Consider the following 18,597-nt stretch of genomic DNA (forward strand, 5'->3'; position numbering starts at 1 on the left):
CATCGACTGGTCGCTATCAATGGCGAATCTGCCGCAAGGCCACCAACCGGACGCAACGTATAGATCAGATCAAGTTACTGCGGACCGCCCTCTGAGGTCTACAGGTCCAGCAGAAATGTGTCGGGGCGGCGCGGAGCGTCAGTTTGAAAGTAGCGCTCCGTAGCGGGGGGTGTCCGGCAGGCGTGGTCGTAGCGGCGCTGCAATGACCCTTAGTGCCCGGTCGCGACCGGGCTCAGCACCGTTTGCTGGCCCATGGATGGCCCACAGCACGCCTGCACCCTGTGGTTGTCAGCCCCTGCTGTGAGCGAAGGGGTTCCGCCCCGTGGCTGTCAGGTAGAGCGGGAAGAACACAACCCACATGATCAGACAGCCCAGGAACCACGCCTCCGGGGTCTTCAGTCGGAAAGACCCAAGCGAGACAGCGACCGGGTTCCCGCGCCTCAGTCGCTCCCTGGCGTCCGCGTAAACCCATACGTCGATGGCCAGCACTACGAGCAGAACGAGGATCGACACCAGTGCGGCAGCGGGTAATCCTGTCATTTTGGCCGTGCTTCCGATCGGCTGGTCACGGGATGGCGTCGTCATCATACGTGCGCCGAGCCTGCGGCCATCCCGCCCGCCGCCGACCACACGCCGTGGAGTGGACCGACCTGCGCCAGGCCAGGTGGAGCGGATCTCCGCGTCGGGCAGTCGTAGACCGTCCAGCCTCCCCGCCGGGCGGCGGGTCGTGCTGCTGCTGACTCAGTGCGGACCGAGGGCGTCGGTCCGGACCTCGATGCGGTGCGTTCGGGTCGCCGCCACCATGGCTGAGCAGGAAAAAGGGCTGTTGGGGCGGGCGGGGTTCGAACCCGCGACCGAGGGATTACGAGATCAAACTGCCAGCTCCGGCGACCTGGGCACACGGGGGTCTAGCAGCGGAAATACCTCTCGACATCTCGCACCACTCCCCTGCCGTCCGTCGACCTCTTGCGGACTAGATGCGGACCGCTCACCTCGGGCTCGTGGTGCCTAGCTAGGTGGTCGTCTCAGTCCCGCGTCCAGGGAAGCAGTCCTGCCCTCGGGTACATCGACCACCACAGGAGGCACGCGAGCGGCCAGTAGGTCACGGCGGCGACGGCGAGATACCAGGGACGCCATCCGTCGAGCAATCCGCGGTAGCCGTGGGCATCAGCCCAGCCGTGCACGGCCCAGCTCCACAGCGCAAACCCGGCAAGGAAGGCGAGAGACGTGCCAACTCGTGCTGCCTTTCCGGGTCCGCGCCTTCGCCAGCGGTCCAGTGCCTCCCGCGCATTCCACGCCACGCGTCCATCATGACCCCGCCTTGCAAAGATCAAGACTCCTGTCGGCCGGCGTCGGTCACTGCGGCCGATGCGGCTACCAGTACGTCAGGCGGAACACGTCTCGGGCAACCAGGCCGCCCGGCGGCCGCAACGGGTCGTAGCCGTCACCGAAATACCCCGCTCGCTGATGAGAGCGGAGAACGAGACGATGGCCGGCGAACACCAGGATGAAGCCAACCGCAGCCATCGTCGCCGCCCCCTGTGGGGACATCAGCCGCACACCCACCGCCCGGAACGGCCACGGAAAAACAGCCAAGACGATCGCCAAACGGTAGACCCAGATCCCCGCACGGTAGGTGAAAAGCCGCCGGCACGCCTCGAACTCGCTGCTGTTGATCGACACCGCGTCAGGTTAGTCCGTGCTCGGCTCTCATCGCTGACGCTGCCGTCGCCGCTGTCCTTGCGCCTTCGCGGCCTGCCCGTCAACCGCTCCTCCCCGAAGCCCATCTCTGTCGCAGATCCCCGCCGGAGGCATCGGTCTTAGTTCCTGGCAGTCTGCAACTATCGGCCGGCGCGCCGGCCGATGCCGGCGCTTGCGCCGCCAGCAGGCCGCCTTGACGCTGCACGAGCTGCGGCACACGGCGGCCAGTCTGGCGGTGGCTGAGGGCGCCAACGTGAAGGCGGTGCAGCGGATGCTCGGGCACGCCTCGGCGGCCATGACGCTGGATGTATACGCGGACCTCTTCGAGGACGACCTGGACCAGGTGGCGGATCGCCTCGACCGGGCGGCGCGTCGTGCTGCTGCTGACTCAGTGCGGACCGAGGGCGTCGGTCCGGACCTCGATGCGGTGCGTTCGGGGCGCCGCCACCATGGCTGAGCAGGCAAAACGGCTGGTGGGGCGGGCGGGGTTCGAACCCGCGACCGAGGGATTATGAGTCCCCTGCTCTAACCGGCTGAGCTACCGCCCCGTCACCGCGCCGGATCGTAACCTGCCGATCGATCCCCGGGCCACCACCGAACCTGCGGTAACGCCTGCCGCGACGGCACGATGGGCAACGCGAGAATAACAGCGAGCAGCGACCTGCCGGCTCAACCCCGCAGCTCGTCCAGCACCGCGCCGGCGGTGCGCCAGCCGCTGGCCAGCGCGCCCTGGATGGAAGGGCTGTCCCGGTGGTCGCCGGCCACGAAGAGACCGTTGCCGAGCGCTACCGGCTTGCGCAGCCGGCCCTGCGGCGGCGGGGCGGCCGGCAGCGCCTCCGGGACGGGGACGGTGGTGAGGTGGGTCCAGTCGGCGGTGGAGCGGCCGTAGAGGCGCTCCAGCTCGCGCCGGATCATCGGCTCGGGCGGGGCCTGCGGGCCGACCACCGAGGTGGCCACCAGGTGCTGGCCGGCCGGCGCGTACGTGGGCACGGCCTTGCTGATCACCACCGTGTTGGCGATACGTTCCCGCCGGTCGCCGTCGAGCAGCAGGATCGGCTCGTCCAGCGGTGCGTCGTCGGTGCGGTGGTAGTAGGTGGTGTAGGCGTGCATGCGTACCCGGTCGATTCCGGGCAGCAGCGTGGCCGCCGCCGGCGGGTCCGCGGCGACCACGACGGCGCGGCAGGTGACCTCGCCGGCGGAGGTGCGGACCCGGCCGGGCGCGACAGCGGTGACCGGCGTGCGCAGATCGATCAGCTCGGCGGGCAGCGGCGCGGCGACGGCCCGGGGCAGCGCGCCCATGCCCCGCGCGGGCAGGCCGATCCGGCCCCGGGCGAACGAGCGCAGGATGACCGCGAACACGTGGCTGGAGGTGGCCAGCTCGCGGTCGAGCAGCACGCCGGAGAGGAACGGCCGGAGCAGTTCCTCGATGATCGCGGCGGAGAGCCCGGCCCGGCGGAGCGCCGTCTCGGTGCTGGTCTCCGGCGCGCTGAGCAGCCGCCCGACGGGCAGGGTGGCGCAGCCGGTGGCGAGCGCGGCCAGGCGCAGCCGGTCGCGCAGCGAGCCGATGCGCGCGGTCAGCGCGCCGGGTGCGCCGGTGGGCTCGCGCAGCGGGTTGACCAGCCGTTCCAGCCGGTCGCCGCGGCGCACCAGCACCCCGGAGGTGAACCAGCCCAGGACGAGGGTGTCGAGGTCGAGCAGCGCGCCGAGCCGGGGGTAGGCGGTGTTGAGCACCTGGAAGCCGCGGTCCAGCAGGAATCCGTCGACCTCGTCGGTGGCGACCCGCCCGCCGAGCCGGTCGCCGGCCTCCAGCAGCCGCCACGGCACGCCGGCGCGGTGCAGCCGGCGGGCGGCGGCGAGGCCGGCCAGGCCGCCGCCGACGATCACCACGTCGGTGTCAGACACGGTCCACCCCCGCTCCGGCACCGTCGCCGTCGCGGTGCGACCGGGACAGGCGGCTCGGCCACCACACCTTGGGCCCGATGTCGTACGCGAGCGCGGGCACCAGCAGCGAGCGGACCACGATGGTGTCGAGCAGCACCCCGGCGGCGACCGCCACGCCCAGCTCCACCAGCACCACCAGCGGCAGGACGGCGAGCGCGGAGAACGTGGCGGCGAGCACGATGCCGGCGGAGGTGATGACGCCGCCGGTGACCGCCAGGCCGGTGAGCACCCCGGCGCGGGTGCCACGCCGCACCGATTCCTCCCGGACCCGGCTCATCAGGAAGATGTTGTAGTCGATGCCGAGCGCGACCAGGAACACGAACGCGAACAGCGGGAAGGACTGGTCGACGCCGGGGAAGTCGAAGACGTATTCGAACAGCAGCGCGCAGAGGCCGAGCGTGGCCAGGAACGACAGCACCACGGTGGCGATCAGCAGCACCGGGGCGACCAGGGCGCGCAGCAGCAGCGCCAGGATGACCGCGATGACCAGCAGCACGACCGGGATGATGACGTTGCGGTCGCGGACGGACGCGTCGGCGGTGTCGACGTTGATGGCGGTGAAGCCGCCGACCACGGCGTTCGCGTCGGGCACCGCGTGGACCGCCTCGCGCAGGTCGCGGATGGCCTGTTCGGCGCCGTTGCTGTCGGGTGGGTCGGCGAGCGTGACGTTGAGCTGGACCCGGCCGTCGACCACCTTGGGCGGCGCGTTCGGGTCCGGCGGCGCCAGCTCGCCCCGCTGGCCGAGCGGCGCCACCGAGGAGACGCCCTTGACGCCCTGCGCCACCTGGGCGACGCGCGGCGCGGTGGCCTGCTCGGTGAAGATGGTGGCCGGGCTGCCGGTGCCGGCCGGGAAGTGCCGGTCGATGACCTCCTGACCGGCCACCGAGTCGGTGCGCTGGGTGAACAGTTGGGACTGGCCGAGGGTGGTGGCGCCGAGCTGGGTCACCCCGATCGCGAGCGCGGCCAGGACCACGGCGGTGACGATCCAGACGGTACGCGCGCGGCGCGCCACGAAGCCGGCGATCCGCCCCCAGATGCCGTGCTCGGTGCGGGGGTCGGCGTCGTCGTGCCGGGGCCGCCGGGGCCAGAACGCCCACCGGCCGCCGAGCACCAGCAGGGCGGGCAGGAAGGTCAGCATCACCAGCAGGGTGGCGGCGATGCCGATGGCGCTGACCGGGCCGAGCGCCCGGTTCGAGTTGAGGCTGGACAGCAGCAGGCAGAGCAGGCTGACGATGACCGTGGCGCCGGAGGCGATAATGGCCGGGGCGGCGCCCTTCCAGGCGGCCTTCATGGCGTCCCAGGGGCGTTCGTGCCGGTGCAGTTCCTCCCGGTAGCGGGCGATGAGCAGCAGCGCGTAGTCGGTGCCGGCGCCGAAGACGAGCACGGTGAGGATGCCCTGCGCCTGCCCGTTGAGCTTGACCACGTCGTGCTTGGCCAGCAGGTAGACGAAGACGGCGGCCAGCGAGTACGACATCCCGGCGGCCAGCAGCGGGAAGACCCAGAGCACCGGGCTGCGGTAGACGATCAGCAGGATCACCAGCACCACGACCAGGGTGACCAGCAGCAGCGGCCCGTCGATGGCGGAGAACACCTCGATCAGGTCGCCGAGCAGCCCGGCCGGGCCGGCCACGTCGACGGTCAGCCCGTCGCGGTCCGGGCCGGCGATGGTGCGCAGCTCGTCGACGACGCTGCGGATCTGTTCGCCCTCGGCGCTGTCGATCGGGACGACCACCTGGGCGGCCTGCCTGTCCTGGCTGACGATCGGCGGGGACAGGGGCGCGACCACGCCGGGCACCCGGGCGAAGCGGGCGGCGTCGGCCTGGATCCGCTGCTGGTCGGCGGCGGTGATGCCACCGGCGCGCTCGTAGACCACGAGCGCCGGGGTGGTCTCCCGGTCGACGAAGCCGGCGGAGAGGTGCTGGGCGCGGGTGGCCTCGGCGTCGGTCGGGAGGAAGGAGGCGTTGTCGTTGGTGGCGACGTCACCGAGCTTGCCGGCGTACGGGCCGGCGACGCCGCCGACGATCAGCCAGCCGAGCACCACCGCCACCGCGATCAGCGTCGCGGTCCAGCGGCTGCGTCCTGCGGCCATCTCCACCACCCTCGAATCGACGCATAGATCGACGCAGCGGGAGTCTAGGTCGACCCGGACCATCCTGCCGTCCGAAACGGCGTTCGCGGGCGGAAATCGGGCGGCGCGGGGGCCCGGCGACGAGAAGCGCCCGCCGGCGTGGCCGACGGGCGTGAGGTGGAGCGAAGCTCCCCCGATTGGACTCGAACCAATAACCTGCCGGTTAACAGCCGGCTGCTCTGCCAATTGAGCTACAGGGGACCGTGCACCGCGCGGCTCGGATCTCCCCGTGCCGTGCGACGGGGAAAAGAATACAGGACATCGGGGGGTGGTGCGCCAGCGGGTTCCCGGCACTCCGAAATCGGGACAAATCGTCATCTCGGCACAGGGAGGCATGAGCCGAGAGGAGGATGGGTAGTTAGGCACCAACAGAGTTCAGGGACGGAAGGAGCCGCCATGCGCGGAAAGATCATGTTTCTTGGCGGGCTGGCAGCGGGATTCGTCCTGGGCGCCCGTGCCGGCCGGGAGAAGTACGAGGAGCTGGTGGTCCGCGGGCGTAAGGTGCTCGACCACCCGACCGTCCAGGAGGCGGCAGGCGTCGCGCAGGCCCAGGCGACCCGGCTCTACTCCGAGGGCAAGGACAAGCTCGGGCAGAGCAAGCTCGGCGAGAAGATCTCCACCGGCAACGGCAGCAAGTCAGGGCTGACCGACGCCGACAAGCCGTTCGCCGGCACGCCGGCGGCCGTCGGCAGCAAGGCCGGCACCAGTGGCACGAGCGCGACCGGCTCGACCACGACCGGCACCAGCACCAAGCCGAACGGCACGAGCAGCAACCTCTGACATCAGCGGACAGCGGGCCGGGCACCTTCGAGTGACCGGCCCGCTTCCGTGCGCCCGCCGCACGCGTTCACGCCGCCGTGACGGCGGTGTGGCACATTCTCCGGTGGGGAGGTGGACGAGCACATGGCGATGGTCGGACCGGAGACCGAGGACCAGGCGCGGTTGCTGCGGCTGCTGCGTGACGACGGCCCTCGGTCACGGGTGGAGCTGGTGGACGTCCTCGGGCTGCCCCGGGCCCGGTTCGCCGCCGAGGCGGACCGGCTGACCGAGCTGGGCCTGGTGGAGACCGCCGGACCGGCCGCGTCCCGGGGCGGACGCCGCTCGTCGCTGCTGCGGATCGGCCCGCAGGTGCGCTTCGGCGCGGTCGCACTCGGCGACGGCCGGCTGCGGGTCGCGCTCACCGACGGCGAGCTGAACCCGCTCGCCCGCCTCGACGAGCCGGTCGACGTGCGGCTCGGCCCGGAACCGGTGGTCGGCCGCGCGGTCGAACTGCTCGGCAAGCTACGGGCCGAGGCCGGGCTGGCCCGGCTGACCGGCGTCGGCGTGGCGCTGCCCGCGCCGGTCGCGGTCCGCGACGGCGCACCCGTCTCGCCGCCCGCGCTGCCCGGCTGGCACCGTTTTCCGGTACGCGACACGCTCGCCGCCGAGCTGGGCTGCCCGGTGCAGGTCGACAACGACGCGAACGCCATGGCCCTCGGCGAGCGGCACGCCGGCACCGGCCGGCCGTTCGACGACTTCCTCTACGTCAAGCTCGGCGACGCGGTCGGCTGCGGGCTGGTGCTCGGCGGTTCGCTCTACCGGGGTGCGGCCAGCGGGGCCGGCGACATCGGGCACCTCCAGCTCACCGAGGACGGGCCGCTCTGCGGCTGCGGGAACATCGGCTGCGTCGAGGCGTACTGCGGGGACGCCGGCCTGGTGCGGGAGGCGGTGACGGCCGCGCGGGCCGGACGCTCGACGGCGCTGGCGGACCGGCTGGCGGCGGCCGGCGCGCTGACCGTGGCCGACGTGGCCACGGCGGCGACCGAGGGCGACCCGGCGGCGCAGACGCTGGTCCGCGACGCGGCCCGCCGGCTCGGGCAGGTGCTGGTCAGCCTGGTCAGCTTCGTCAACCCGGCCATCGTCATCATCGGCGGCGCGGCGCCGGGCATCGGGCCGGTCCTGCTCGCCGAGATCCGCGGCGTGGTCTACCGGCGCTCCACGCCGCTGGCCACCGGCAGCATGCCGATCGTGCTGTCCGACCTGGACGACCGGGCCGCCCTGATCGGCGCCGCCCGCCTGGTCAGTGACCAGGTCTACGCCGCCCGCTGACCGCTCCGCGTAGGCGCCGAGGTCCAGCCCGCCCAGCTCCTGCGGCCGCACCCGCGTCCCCGCTGCCGACAGGGCGGTGGTCGCGGCCCAGGCCGGCCAGCGACCGGCAGCCCGCTGCCGAATCGTCGACCCTTCGACCGGCGGGTGGAACGCCATGGGTGTCAAATGAGCCCTGAGACACAGATGGCGTTCCACCCGGCGACGCCGGCGGCCGTCGAGCCGCCCCGGACGCCACCCGCGACGCCGGCCCGGTGGTGCTCGGCCGCCGGACGCCTCTCCACGCCGGTCGGGTGGCGATCCGTCCACGTCATCAAGTTTTGTAGGCGCTAACGGGAGGCCCGGGCCGGCTCCGGCGACACCGACCCGACCGGCGCGCCCCGCTGGCAGGCCCGACCCGGCGCACCCCACCGGCAGGCCCGACCGGTGGCGGCCGGAGGGGGCGGCCGGAGGGGGCGGCCGGAGGGCGGCGGCGGGTAGAGGCGTCAGTCGCGGCTGCTGAAGGCGGCGTCGAAGGCCGCGCTCGGGGCGTCGAAGGCCAGGCGGCGGACGAACTGGAGCGCCTCCGGAGCGCCGACCAGGCGGTCCATGCCGGCGTCCTCCCACTCCACCGAGATCGGGCCGTCGTAGCCGATCGCGTTGAGCGCCCGGAAGCAGTCCTCCCACGGCACGTCGCCGTGACCGGTGGAGACGAAGTCCCAGCCGCGTCGCAGGTCGGCCCAGGGCAGGTGGGAGGAGAGGCGGCCCCGCCGGCCGTCGCCGGTGCGGACCTTCGCGTCCTTGCAGTCCACGTGGTAGATCCGGTCGGCGAAGTCGAAGATGAAGTTGACCGGGTCCAGCTCCTGCCAGACGAAGTGCGACGGGTCCCAGTTGAGCCCGAACGCGGGCCGGTGGCCGATCGCCTCCAGCGTCCGCTTCGTGGTCCAGTAGTCGTACGCGATCTCGCTGGGGTGCACCTCGTGCGCGAAGCGCACGCCCTCGGCGTCGAAGACGTCCAGGATCGGGTTCCACCGGTCGGCGAAGTCCTGGTAGCCGCGCTCGATCATGGCCGGCGACACCGGTGGGAACATCGCCAGCGTGTGCCAGATGGACGAGCCGGTGAACCCGACCACGGTCCGTACGCCGAGCTTCGCCGCGGCCCGCGCGGTGTCCTTCATCTCCTCCGCGGCGCGGCGGCGCACCCCCTCCGGCTCACCGTCGCCCCAGATCCGGGCCGGCAGGATGTCCTGGTGTCGCTCGTCGATCGGATGGTCGCAGACCGCCTGCCCGACCAGGTGGTTGGAGATGGTGAAGACCTGGAGGTTGTGCTTGGCGAGCGTGTCCCGCTTGCGTTCGACGTAGGAGTCGTCGGCGAGCGCCTTGTCGACCTCGAAGTGGTCGCCCCAGCAGGCGATCTCCAAGCCGTCGTACCCCCACTCGGCGGCGAGCCGGCAGACCTCGTCGAACGGAAGATCGGCCCACTGGCCGGTGAAGAGCGTGATCGGTCGCGCCATTGTCCTTCTCCCCTGTCGTGATGGGGGATTCCGTTGCGGACCGGGGCGAGGGTGACCGGGGACGGCGACGGCTCGGCACCGGTGGACGCCTGGGCGTCTGCGCCCGACGGGTTGCGCCTCCCGTCGGGTCACCGGCCACCTCGCGGGTCGCCGTCCCCACTCTATGGCCTAGCTCACGGCAGGGTCCAGCGTTGGTTGGCCGCGCCGGTGCAGGTCCACAGGTGCACCGGCGTGCCGTCGGCCGGGTTGTTGCCGGAGACGTCCAGGCACCTGCCCGACTGCGGGTTGCGCAGCGTGCCGTCGGCCCGCGCCGACCAGTTCTGCGCCCCGCTGCCGTTGCACGTCCACAACTGGATCTTCGTGCCGTCCGCGCTGCCGCCGCCGGCGACGTCCAGGCACTTGCCCAGCGCCTTCACCGGCCCGTTCGGCGTCACCGTCCACGACTGCGCCGTCGAGGAGTTGCAGCTGTAGAGCTGGATCTGGGTGCCGTCGGCGGTCGCCGCGTTACGCACGTCCAGGCACTTGCCGGCCAGTCCCCTCACCGGCCCGGTCCCGCCACCGCCACGGACCAGGGTGAAGTCGTCGACGTCGAAGAGCCCGGAGCCGGTGCCGGTGAACGTCAGGTGGACCGTCTGCGGCCCCGTCGGCACCCCGCTCAGCGCGGTGCCGACGTCGGCGAAGCTGGTCCAGCCGCCGGTGTTGGGCACCGCCACCTGGCCGAGCACCGGGCCGGTCGGCGAGCCGGTGCGCACCTGGATGGTGCCGCCCGGCCCGCCCGAGACCACCCGGGCCCGCACCGACGTCACCCCGGTCAGGTCCAGGCCCTGGTAGGCGGCCCAGTCGCCCGGGTCGACGTACCCCAGGGTCTGCCCGCCGTTGGCGCCGGCCTTGGTGAACGCGCTGACGCCGCTGGCGGCGCTGAACGACTCGGCCGGCACGGTGGTGTTGCCGGTCGGCGGCGGGGTGCCGCCCAACTCCTTGATCCGGATGTTGCGGAACGACACGTCGTCGCCGGTGCCGTGGTTCTGGATGCCGACGTGCCCGGCGAGCGACCGGACCGGGTCGGTGTTGGTGAAGTCGTTGACGCGTACGCCGTTGAGGAGGACCTGGAGCCGCTCTCCCTCGACCAGGATCTCGTAGGTGTTCCACTCCCCCGGCGGGTTCAGCGCCGCGTCCCGGGCGGCCAGGTCCGCGGACTTGAACCCGTAGATCGCGCCGGTGGTCCGGTCGGCCGAGTCGGTGGGGTCGATCTGCACCTCGTAGCCGTTGGCCACGGCCGAGTTCGGGTCGCTCGACGGCGGGAAGCCGACGAACACCCCGGAGTTGTCGTCGCCGGCGAGCCGCCAGTCCAGCTTCAGCGAGTAGTTGGTGAACTGCTTCGCGCCGTACCAGTAGAGCCCCATGCCGCCGACGGAGGTGAGCGTGGCGTCGGTGTTGGTGAAGCTGCCCGGCCCGGCCTGGGACCAGCCGGTGACGCCGCCGTCGTAGAGCGCGGTGTAGCCGGTCTCCGGCCGGCAGTCCGCCTTCGTGCGCCCGGCGGCGTAGCGGATGCCGCCGAGCAGGTGGGCCCGGAACGCGGGCTCGGCGTAGGACGCCTGGGTGTGCCCGCCGCCGGTGTAGAAGGACCGGCCGCCGCCGTAGGACTTGCACCAGGCGTGCGGGTGGTCACCGCCCATCGAACCCCCGCTGTACGAGGACTCGTCGAGGCTGGCCAGCACGTGCGCGGTGGAGCGGGCGTTGGTGCGGTAGTCGTACCACTCGTCGGTGCGGTTCCATCGCTGCGGCAGGTGCGCGGTGGCGGCGTGCGCCCGGTCCTCCACCTTGACGGTGGCCGGCTGGATCGCCGGGTGGGACGCGAACCAGGCGCCGACCAGGTTGCCGTAGAAGGGCCAGTCGTACTCGGTGTCGGCGGCCGAGTGCACGCCCACGTATCCTCCGCCACCGCCGACGTACGCCTCGAAGGCGGCCTGCTGGGTCGCGTTCAGCACGTCGCCGGTGGTGTTGAGGAAGATCACCGCCTCGAACCGGGCCAGGTTGGCGGCGGTGAACTGGGCGGCGTCCTCGGTCGCGGTGACGGAGAAGTTGTTCGCCGCGCCCAGCTCGCGCACGGCCTGCGTGCCGGTCGCGATGGAGTCGTGCCGGAAGCCGGCGGTCTTGGAGAAGACCAGCACGTCGTACGGAGCGTCGGCGGCGCTGGCCGGGGTGGCGGCGCTGGTGGCGGCGACGGCGGTCACCACCACAAGCGCGATACGGAGGAGTCTCATCGGCGTTCTCCCTTCCCTTCTCACGGCAACGTCCACTTCTGGTTCGCGGCGGCGGTGCAGGTCCACAGGTGCACCGGCGTGCTGTCCGCCGAGTTGTTGCCGGAGACGTCCAGGCACTTGCCCGACTGGGGGTTGCGCAGCGTGCCGTCGGCCTGCGCCGACCAGTTCTGCGCCCCGCTGCCGTTGCACGTGTAGAGCTGGATCTTCGTGCCGTCGGCCGTCGCGCCGCCGGAGACGTCCAGGCACTTGCCGTACGCCTTCACGGTGGCGTTCGGGGTGACCGTCCACGACTGCGCCGCGGTGCCGTTGCAGGTGTAGATCTGGATCTGGGTGCCGTCGGCGGTCGCCGCGTTGCGCACGTCCAGGCACTTGCCGGCCAGGCCCTTGACCGGCCCGGTGCGCACGCTCGACGTGGTGAACGTGAACGCGTCCAGGTCGTAGAGCGCCCCGGCGCCGCCGGCGAACGTCAGGTAGAGCGTGGTGGTGCCGGCCGGCGGGTTGGTGATCGTGCCGGTGACCGTGGTGAACGAGTCCCAGGCGCCGGTGACCGGGACGGTGGCCGAGCCGAGCACGGTGCCGGTGGCCGAGCCGGCCCGCACCTGGAGCGTGCCGCCCGCGCCGGCCGAGGAGACCCGGGCGGTGAACCCGGTGGCGTCGGCGAGCAGGTACGGCTGGAACGCGATCCAGTCCCCGTTGTGGATGTCGCCGACGGTCCGGCCGCCCTCGGCGGTGCCCTTGTCGAACGTGTTGATCCCGGCGGACGTCTTGAAGTGCTCGGCCTGCCGGTGCCGGGGCTGGAGCGTGTGCTGGGTGTGCGTGGTGAGGCCGCCGGAGTCGGTGTACTCGGCGTCGAAGACGGCGAAGATGTTCGCCGCGTCGTCGTGCTCGCCGTCGACCGGGATGGCGATCGTGCCGGTGCAGCCGCTCGCCGAGGTGATCTGGTGGCCGTGCTGGTCGTGGCCGAGCACGTAGGTCATCTTGACCTTGGCGCAGTCGATCGTGGTGTCCTCCGGGTCGGTGACGGTGATCCGGAACGGCACCGAGTCGCCGAAGGAGAAGAGCCTGCCGTTGCCGGGCGTCTCGATGACCACGGTCGGCGCGGTGTTGCCCACGGTGATCGTCACGCCGGCGGTGCCGGTGGCGCCCTGCGGGTCGCGGACGGTGAGCGTGGCGGTGTAGCGGCCGTTGGCGGTGTAGGTGTGCGAGGGGTTGGCCGCGGTGGAGGTGCCGCCGTCGCCGAACGTCCAGGCGTACGTCAGCGCGCCACCCTCCGGGTCGGACGAGCCGGCCGAGGAGAAGCCCACGGTCAACGGGGCGGCGCCGGAGGTCCGGTCGGCGGCGGCCCGGGCCACCGGGGCACGGTTGCCGCCGCCCAGGTAGTCGAAGCGGTACAGCGCCGAGTTGGCGTCCCCGTTGAAGTAGCCGGTGCCGTAGTCGAGCACGTAGTAGGCGCCGTCCGGGCCGAACGCGGAGTCCATCACCTGCTTGCCGGTCCATCCGAACGCGTCGATGGCGCCGGGTGAGCCGTCGGCGTTGACGTGGATCGGCTTGATCCAGCCCCGGCCGAACTCGGTGGCGAAGAACTGCCCGTCGAAGGACTGCGGGAACTTGGTGGTGGACGGGTTGGCCGCGTCGTACCGGTAGACCGGGCCGGCCATCGGCGACTCCGAGCCGCCGCCGAACTCGCTCGGGCTGCCGGCGTCACCGGCGTAGCGGATCCAGGCCGGTTTCGCGGCCGGCAGCGTGGCCAGGCCGGTGTTGCGGAACGAGTTGTTGGTCGGGCCGCCGGCGCAGTTGAACTTCGCGCCGGCGGTGCCGGTGGCGAAGTCCCACTCGGCGTACGTCTCGGCGGCCGTGTTGGTGCCGGTGCAGTACGGCCAGCCGTAGTTGCCCGGCCCGGTGACCCGGTCGAACTCGACCTGCCCGGACGGGCCGCGGGCCGAGGTGGTGCCGGCGTCCGGGCCGTAGTCGCCGACGTGGACGATGCCGGTGGCCTTGTCGACGCTCATCCGGAACGGGTTCCGGAAGCCCATGGCGTAGATCTCCGGGCGGGTCCTCGCGGTGCCGGGCGCGAAGAGGTTGCCGCTCGGGATCGAGTAGGTCCCGTTGGCGTTGACCTTGATCCGCAGGATCTTGCCGCGCAGGTCGTTGGTGTTGCCGGCGCTGCGCTGCGCGTCGTACCCGGGGTTGCGGTTGGTCCGCTCGTCGATCGGGGCGTAGCCGGCGGAGTCGAACGGGTTGGTGTCGTCGCCGGTGGAGAGGTAGAGGTTGCCGGCGGCGTCGAAGTCGATGTCGCCGCCGACGTGGCAGCACAGCCCCCGGTCGGCGGGCACGTCGAGCACGTCGACCTTGCTGGCCTGGTTGAGCGTGAAGTCGGCGTTGAGCGTGAACCGGGACAGCCGGTTGACGCCCTGCCAGGCGGAGAAGTCGGTGCCGGTGGCCGGCGCGTCCCCGGCCGGGGTGGACAGCGGCGGCGCGTAGTAGAGGTAGATGTGCCGGTTGGTGGTGAAGCCGGGGTCGACGCCGACGCCCTGCAACCCCTCCTCGTCGTGGGTGTAGACCGGCAGGGTGCCGATGACCGTGGTGGCGCTGGCCGCGTCGGTGCGGCGCAGCGTGCCGTTGCGGGCGGTGTGCAGGACCGAGCGGTCGGGCAGCACCGCGAGCGACATCGGCTCGCCGGTCTCGGCGACTCCACGGGCGAGTTCGACCTGCTGGAAGTCGCTGGCCGGGATGGGGTGGGCGGACGCGGGGACGGGCGTCGCGGCCAGGGCGACCGTGCCGGCGGTGGCCGCGAGCAGCAGCGCCGCGCCGGCGGCGAGTCGTCGTCGGGCGGGCGGGTGGTGGGGGTGGCTGGACATGCTGTGCTGTCCTTCCTGACGCGCGCAGCCAGGACCGGGCGCGCGTCGCGCCGGATGCCGAAGGGGGAGCTGGTGCTGCGCACGACATTAAGACCTTTCGATCAGCCTGTCCATAGCTTCTGATCGATCGGCTTTGACTTTTGACGCCTTACGACAAAAGTTCGGTCAGGTCGAGCCGGCCGGACTGGCCGTAGAACTCCACCGGGTTGCGCCACAGCACCCGGTCCACCTCGTCCTCGTCGAACCCGGCCAGCAGCATCGCCTCGCCGGTGACCCGGGTGAGCAGCGGGTCGGAGCGCCCCCAGTCGGCGGCCGAGTTGATCAGCATCCGCTCGGTCCCGTACGTCCGCAGCAACTCGACCATCCGCGACGGCGACATCCGGGTCTCCGGATTGATGGAGAAGCCCAACCAGCAGCCGGTGTCCCGGACCAACCCCACGGTCACCTCGTTGAGGTGGTCGACCAGCACCCGACCGGGCGCGATCTGCGACTCGGCGACCACGTCCAGCGTGCGTTCGACGCCGCGCGCCTTGTCCCGGTGCGGGGTGTGCACCAGGGCCGGCAGGTCGTGCGCGACGGCCAGGGCGAGCTGCCCGGCCAGCGCGGCGTCCTCGGCCGGGGTCATCGCGTCGTAGCCGATCTCGCCGACCGCCACCACCCCGTCCTTGTCCAGGTAGCGGGGCAGCACGTCGAGCACCGGGCGGCAGCGCGGGTCGTTGGCCTCCTTCGGGTTCAGTGCCACCGTGGCGTGGTGCCGGACGCCGAACTGGCCGGCCCGGAACGGCTCCCAGCCGACCAGCGAGTCGAAGTAGTCGACGAAGCTGTCCACGCTGGTGCGCGGCTGGCCCAGCCAGAACGCCGGCTCGACCACCGCCCGCACCCCGGCGGCGGCCATCCGCTCGTAGTCGTCCGTGGTCCGCGACGTCATGTGGATGTGCGGGTCGAAGATGCGCATCTCAGGTCTCCGCGACGGTCAGCCGGTCGAGCACGTCGACGGCGTCGGCGGGCACGGTGCGGCCGGCGGCGCGCCGTTCGGCGGCGAACGCGACGAGCATCCGCCTCAGTTCCCCGTCCGCCCGGCCGGGCAGACCGTCGACCACGGCCAGCGGCACGCCGGTGAAGACGCACTTGAGCACCGCCTGCCGCCAGGCCGGCTGCTCCAGGTGCCGGGCGTAGGGACCGAGCGCGGCGGCGACCAGCCGGGTGTCGTCGGTGCGGATCGCGTCGTGCAGCAGCGGCACGCACGCCGCCCCGATCGGCAGCAGCGGCAGGGCACGCAGCACGGCCCGCTTCTCCGCGGCGTCGCCCTGGCGGTAGAGCATCTCGGCGGCGGCCGCGTGGCCGGTCGGGAGCGCGGTGAGCAGCAGCGCCCGGGCCGCCTCGTCGACCGTCCAGCCGGGCACGTCGGGCACCGGTCCGCGGCCGCACCGCCGGGCGGCGGCGGCGAAGTAGCGCGGGATCGCGGCGGGTTCCGTCGCGACGCGGCGCCGCGCCGCGTCCAGCCAGCGCGGATCGGGTACGCCCCGCAGGGCGGCGCGCAGTCGGTCGGGTGTCATGCCGTCTCCCCTCTGCCGGATGGTGGAAGGTACGCCGGCCGGAGACACCTCATCCGTCTCGCGCCACCTCCACGGGTCGGTGCCGGCCCGCCGGTGCGGCCGGGGAATCCCGGTCCGGCCGCACCGGAGGGCCGTGCTCGTCGTGCCGGCCGGAGTCTCCGGCGGCACGCTCCCCGACGCCGGCCTCGTTCCCGCCGCGGGGCGCAACCGTGGCGGGCCCTCGCCGGCCGGCGCCGGAAGGGTGTCGGCGACGCTCCCGCGCCGCGCGGGGTGTCAGGCGGGGCCCCCTCCTCTACCGGAAGCGTTGAGCGGGGCCCCTTCCTTCACCTCGACCCAGGCGGCGGCCGCGGCGGAGCGCTCGACCGCGTCGAGCACCAACTGGACCTGCAACGCGTCGGCGAACGACGGCGTCGGGTCGGCGCCGGTGGCGACCGCCTCGACGAAGTCGCGCATCTGGTGGGTGAAGGAGTGCTCGTAGCCGATGATGTGGCCCGGCGGCCACCAAGCCCCCAGGTACGGGTGCTCCGGCTCGGTCACCAGGATCCGGCTGAAGCCCTGCTCGACGGCGGGTCGGGTGGCGTCCAGGAACTCCAGTTCGTTGAGGCGTTCCAGATCGAACACGACGCTGCCGCGCGAGCCGTTGATCTCGACCCGCAGGGCGTTCTTGCGGCCGGTGGCGAACCGGGTCGCCTCGTACGTGGCGAGCCCGCCGCCGTCGAGCCGGGCCACGAAGACCGCCGCGTCGTCCACGGTGACCTCACCCGTGCCCCGGCCGTTGCCGTCGGCCTGCGCGGCCAGGCCGCTCGACCCGGCCGGCAACGGCCGCTGCCTGACGAACGTCTCGGTGAGCGCGCTGACGCCGGTGATCAGCTGCCCGGTGACGTACTGGGTGAGGTCGATGATGTGCGCGCCGATGTCGCCCAGCGCGCCGGAACCCGCCCGGTCCTTCTGCAACCGCCAGACCAGCGGGAACTGCGGGTCGACGATCCAGTCCTGGAGATACACCGCCCGGACGTGCCGGATCTCGCCGAGCCGCCCGTCCGCGACGAGCTGCCGCATCAGCGCGACCGCCGGCACCCGCCGGTAGTTGAAGCCGCACATCGCGCGGGCCCCGGACTCCCGGGCCCGCGCGGCGGCGGCCGTCATCTCCCGCGCCTCGGCGACGGTGTTGGCCAGCGGCTTCTCGCACAGCACGTGCTTGCCCGCGGCCAACGCGGCGAGGGCGATCTCGCGATGGCTGTCCCCCGGTGTGCAGATGTCGACCACGTCGATCTCGTCGGACTCGACGAGCCGCCGCCAGTCGGTGGTGTACCCGTCCCAGCCGAGCCGGTCGGCGGCCTCGGCCACCTTCGGCTCGTCCCGGCCGCAGACGAGCGACATCCGCACCTTCGCCGGCAGGTCGAACACCCGGTTCACGGTGCGCCACGCCTGTGAGTGCGCGGCGCCCATGAACGCGTAGCCGACCATGCCGACCCGCAGGATGCTGTCGTGACTGGACAAGCTGGGTCTCCCCCCGTGTGTCAGAACCCGAGCTTCAGGTAGTCGCCCGAGTTCTGCTTGGTGATCGTCTCGGAGGCGAGCACGATCTCCTTCGGCACCTGGAGTTCCACCAGGTCGGACATGCCCTTGCCCTGGCCGATCAGCCGGGCCAGGGAGATGGCCGAGGAGGCCATCGACGGGCTGTAGGTGACGGTGGCCTTCAGCACCGTGTTGTCGGCCGCGATGTCCTCCATGGCCTTCTTCGAGCCGGCGCCGCCGACCATGAAGAACTCCTTGCGGTTGGCCTGGGTGACGGCGGCGAGCACGCCGATGCCCTGGTCGTCGTCGTGGTTCCAGATCGCGTCGATCTTCGGCAGCGCCTGGAGGAGCCCGGTGGCCTCCTGCTGGCCGGAGTCGGCCGTGAACCGGGCCGCCCGCCGGTTTCTCACCTTGAACCCGGCCTGGGCCAGGGTGTCGGCGAAGCCCTTCGACCGCTCCTGGGTCAGCTCCAGCTCGTCCATGCCGGCGATCTCACCGATCACCGGGGCGCTGATGCCCTTGGCCTTGAACTGCTCGATCATGTACGTCGCGGCGGCGACGCCCATGCCGTAGTTGTCACCCTTGATCTGCAGCCGGTACGCCTTGGCGTCCGGGAAGGCCCGGTCGAGGTTGACCACCGGGATGCCGGCCTTCATCGCCTCCAGGCCGAACGCGTTGAGCTCCTTCCCGTCGTGCGGCAGCAGCACGATCACGTCCGGCTTCTGCGAGATCAGCGTGGACAGCGCCGCCCGCTGGGCCGCCGCGTCCGCGCCGGCCTCGACCGACTTGAACTCCACGTCGGAGTACGCCCCGGCCTGCGCCTTGGCGTTGTTGGTGATGGCGGCGATCCAGCCGTGGTCGGCGGCCGGGGCGGAGAAGCCGATGGTCACCTTCTTGCCCGGCTCGGCGGCGGCGCCGGTCGCGGCGGCCTTGGTCTGCGCCTCGGTCGGGGACTGCTCGTTGCTCGTGCAGCCGGCGAGCAGCACCCCGGCGGAGACTGCGGCCCCGCCGAAGAGCAACCGGCGGCGTGACAGGTCACTTGTCATGACGGCC

13 protein-coding genes and 2 tRNA genes are annotated in these 18,597 nt (G+C 72.2%); 3 read left to right on the plus strand and 12 right to left on the minus strand.

The window, feature by feature from the left end; genetic code table 11:
- Positions 1–1,374: 1,374 nt before the first annotated feature.
- Positions 1,375–1,683 carry a hypothetical protein gene (locus tag ACGFI2_RS28380; protein ID WP_393522610.1) on the minus strand — a complete coding sequence of 103 codons (309 nt, stop codon included), beginning with the start codon at positions 1,681–1,683 and terminating at the stop codon, positions 1,375–1,377.
- 211 nt (positions 1,684–1,894) lie between these two features.
- Here ACGFI2_RS28380 and ACGFI2_RS28385 point away from each other — a divergent pair, with 211 nt between their 5' ends.
- Positions 1,895–2,158, plus strand: coding sequence for a tyrosine-type recombinase/integrase (locus ACGFI2_RS28385; protein WP_393522613.1), 264 nt, complete (start codon positions 1,895–1,897; stop codon positions 2,156–2,158).
- Between the two features lie 14 nt (positions 2,159–2,172).
- Here the strand turns inward: ACGFI2_RS28385 and ACGFI2_RS28390 are convergent.
- The 4 genes from ACGFI2_RS28390 to ACGFI2_RS28405 all read right to left on the minus strand — a co-directional run bounded on the left by ACGFI2_RS28390 (position 2,173) and on the right by ACGFI2_RS28405 (position 5,971).
- Positions 2,173–2,249, minus strand: a tRNA-Ile gene (locus tag ACGFI2_RS28390).
- Positions 2,250–2,370: 121 nt separating this feature from the next.
- Positions 2,371–3,603 carry an FAD-dependent oxidoreductase gene (locus ACGFI2_RS28395; protein WP_393522616.1) on the minus strand — a complete coding sequence of 411 codons (1,233 nt, stop codon included), beginning with the start codon at positions 3,601–3,603 and terminating at the stop codon, positions 2,371–2,373.
- On the minus strand, positions 3,596–5,731 hold the full coding sequence (locus ACGFI2_RS28400; protein WP_393522619.1) for an MMPL family transporter: 2,136 nt from the start codon (positions 5,729–5,731) through the stop codon (positions 3,596–3,598). The genes ACGFI2_RS28395 and ACGFI2_RS28400 overlap by 8 nt, the downstream gene beginning before the upstream one ends.
- A 167-nt stretch (positions 5,732–5,898) precedes the next feature.
- Positions 5,899–5,971, minus strand: a tRNA-Asn gene (locus ACGFI2_RS28405).
- A gap of 195 nt (positions 5,972–6,166) precedes the next feature.
- Here ACGFI2_RS28405 and ACGFI2_RS28410 point away from each other — a divergent pair.
- Positions 6,167–6,550 (plus strand): hypothetical protein, encoded by a 384-nt coding sequence (locus ACGFI2_RS28410; RefSeq protein WP_393522622.1) that lies wholly within the window; start codon positions 6,167–6,169, stop codon positions 6,548–6,550.
- 123 nt (positions 6,551–6,673) lie between these two features.
- Positions 6,674–7,858, plus strand: a complete 1,185-nt coding sequence (locus ACGFI2_RS28415) for an ROK family transcriptional regulator (RefSeq protein WP_393522768.1) — start codon at positions 6,674–6,676, stop codon at positions 7,856–7,858.
- A gap of 482 nt (positions 7,859–8,340) precedes the next feature.
- Here ACGFI2_RS28415 and ACGFI2_RS28420 read toward each other — a convergent pair whose 3' ends face one another.
- The 7 genes from ACGFI2_RS28420 to ACGFI2_RS28450 form a co-directional block, all read right to left on the minus strand.
- Positions 8,341–9,348: a sugar phosphate isomerase/epimerase family protein gene (locus ACGFI2_RS28420; RefSeq protein ID WP_393522625.1), complete on the minus strand. Its 1,008-nt coding sequence runs from the start codon at positions 9,346–9,348 to the stop codon at positions 8,341–8,343.
- A gap of 173 nt (positions 9,349–9,521) precedes the next feature.
- Positions 9,522–11,612 (minus strand): ThuA domain-containing protein, encoded by a 2,091-nt coding sequence (locus ACGFI2_RS28425; RefSeq protein WP_393522627.1) that lies wholly within the window; start codon positions 11,610–11,612, stop codon positions 9,522–9,524.
- 20 nt (positions 11,613–11,632) lie between these two features.
- Positions 11,633–14,470 carry an RICIN domain-containing protein gene (locus ACGFI2_RS28430; protein WP_393522630.1) on the minus strand — a complete coding sequence of 946 codons (2,838 nt, stop codon included), beginning with the start codon at positions 14,468–14,470 and terminating at the stop codon, positions 11,633–11,635.
- Positions 14,471–14,618: 148 nt separating this feature from the next.
- A complete protein-coding gene (locus ACGFI2_RS28435) occupies positions 14,619–15,425 on the minus strand; it encodes a TatD family hydrolase (protein ID WP_393522632.1) in 807 nt (268 codons plus the stop codon).
- Position 15,426: 1 nt separating this feature from the next.
- Complete coding sequence (locus ACGFI2_RS28440; RefSeq protein WP_393522635.1) at positions 15,427–16,026, minus strand: EboA domain-containing protein; 600 nt, start codon at positions 16,024–16,026, stop codon at positions 15,427–15,429.
- A 273-nt stretch (positions 16,027–16,299) separates the two neighbouring features.
- On the minus strand, positions 16,300–17,493 hold the full coding sequence (locus tag ACGFI2_RS28445; protein ID WP_393522771.1) for a Gfo/Idh/MocA family protein: 1,194 nt from the start codon (positions 17,491–17,493) through the stop codon (positions 16,300–16,302).
- A gap of 53 nt (positions 17,494–17,546) precedes the next feature.
- On the minus strand, positions 17,547–18,590 hold the full coding sequence (locus ACGFI2_RS28450) for a substrate-binding domain-containing protein (protein WP_393522638.1): 1,044 nt from the start codon (positions 18,588–18,590) through the stop codon (positions 17,547–17,549).
- Between the last annotated feature and the right edge of the window lie 7 nt (positions 18,591–18,597).

This window comes from Micromonospora sp. NPDC049282 (genome assembly GCF_043197045.1).
Classification (GTDB): domain Bacteria; phylum Actinomycetota; class Actinomycetes; order Mycobacteriales; family Micromonosporaceae; genus Micromonospora.

Coding starts and splice junctions, on each gene's coding strand:
- ACGFI2_RS28420 (WP_393522625.1), bottom strand. CDS start 9,348: ATGGCGCGACCGATCACGCTCTTCACCGGCCAGTGGGCCGATCTTCCG.
- ACGFI2_RS28425 (WP_393522627.1), bottom strand. CDS start 11,612: ATGAGACTCCTCCGTATCGCGCTTGTGGTGGTGACCGCCGTCGCCGCC.
- ACGFI2_RS28415 (WP_393522768.1), top strand. CDS start 6,674: ATGGCGATGGTCGGACCGGAGACCGAGGACCAGGCGCGGTTGCTGCGG.
- ACGFI2_RS28445 (WP_393522771.1), bottom strand. CDS start 17,493: ATGGTCGGCTACGCGTTCATGGGCGCCGCGCACTCACAGGCGTGGCGC.
- ACGFI2_RS28430 (WP_393522630.1), bottom strand. CDS start 14,470: ATGTCCAGCCACCCCCACCACCCGCCCGCCCGACGACGACTCGCCGCC.
- ACGFI2_RS28410 (WP_393522622.1), top strand. CDS start 6,167: ATGCGCGGAAAGATCATGTTTCTTGGCGGGCTGGCAGCGGGATTCGTC.
- ACGFI2_RS28440 (WP_393522635.1), bottom strand. CDS start 16,026: ATGACACCCGACCGACTGCGCGCCGCCCTGCGGGGCGTACCCGATCCG.
- ACGFI2_RS28400 (WP_393522619.1), bottom strand. CDS start 5,731: ATGGCCGCAGGACGCAGCCGCTGGACCGCGACGCTGATCGCGGTGGCG.
- ACGFI2_RS28435 (WP_393522632.1), bottom strand. CDS start 15,425: ATGCGCATCTTCGACCCGCACATCCACATGACGTCGCGGACCACGGAC.
- ACGFI2_RS28450 (WP_393522638.1), bottom strand. CDS start 18,590: ATGACAAGTGACCTGTCACGCCGCCGGTTGCTCTTCGGCGGGGCCGCA.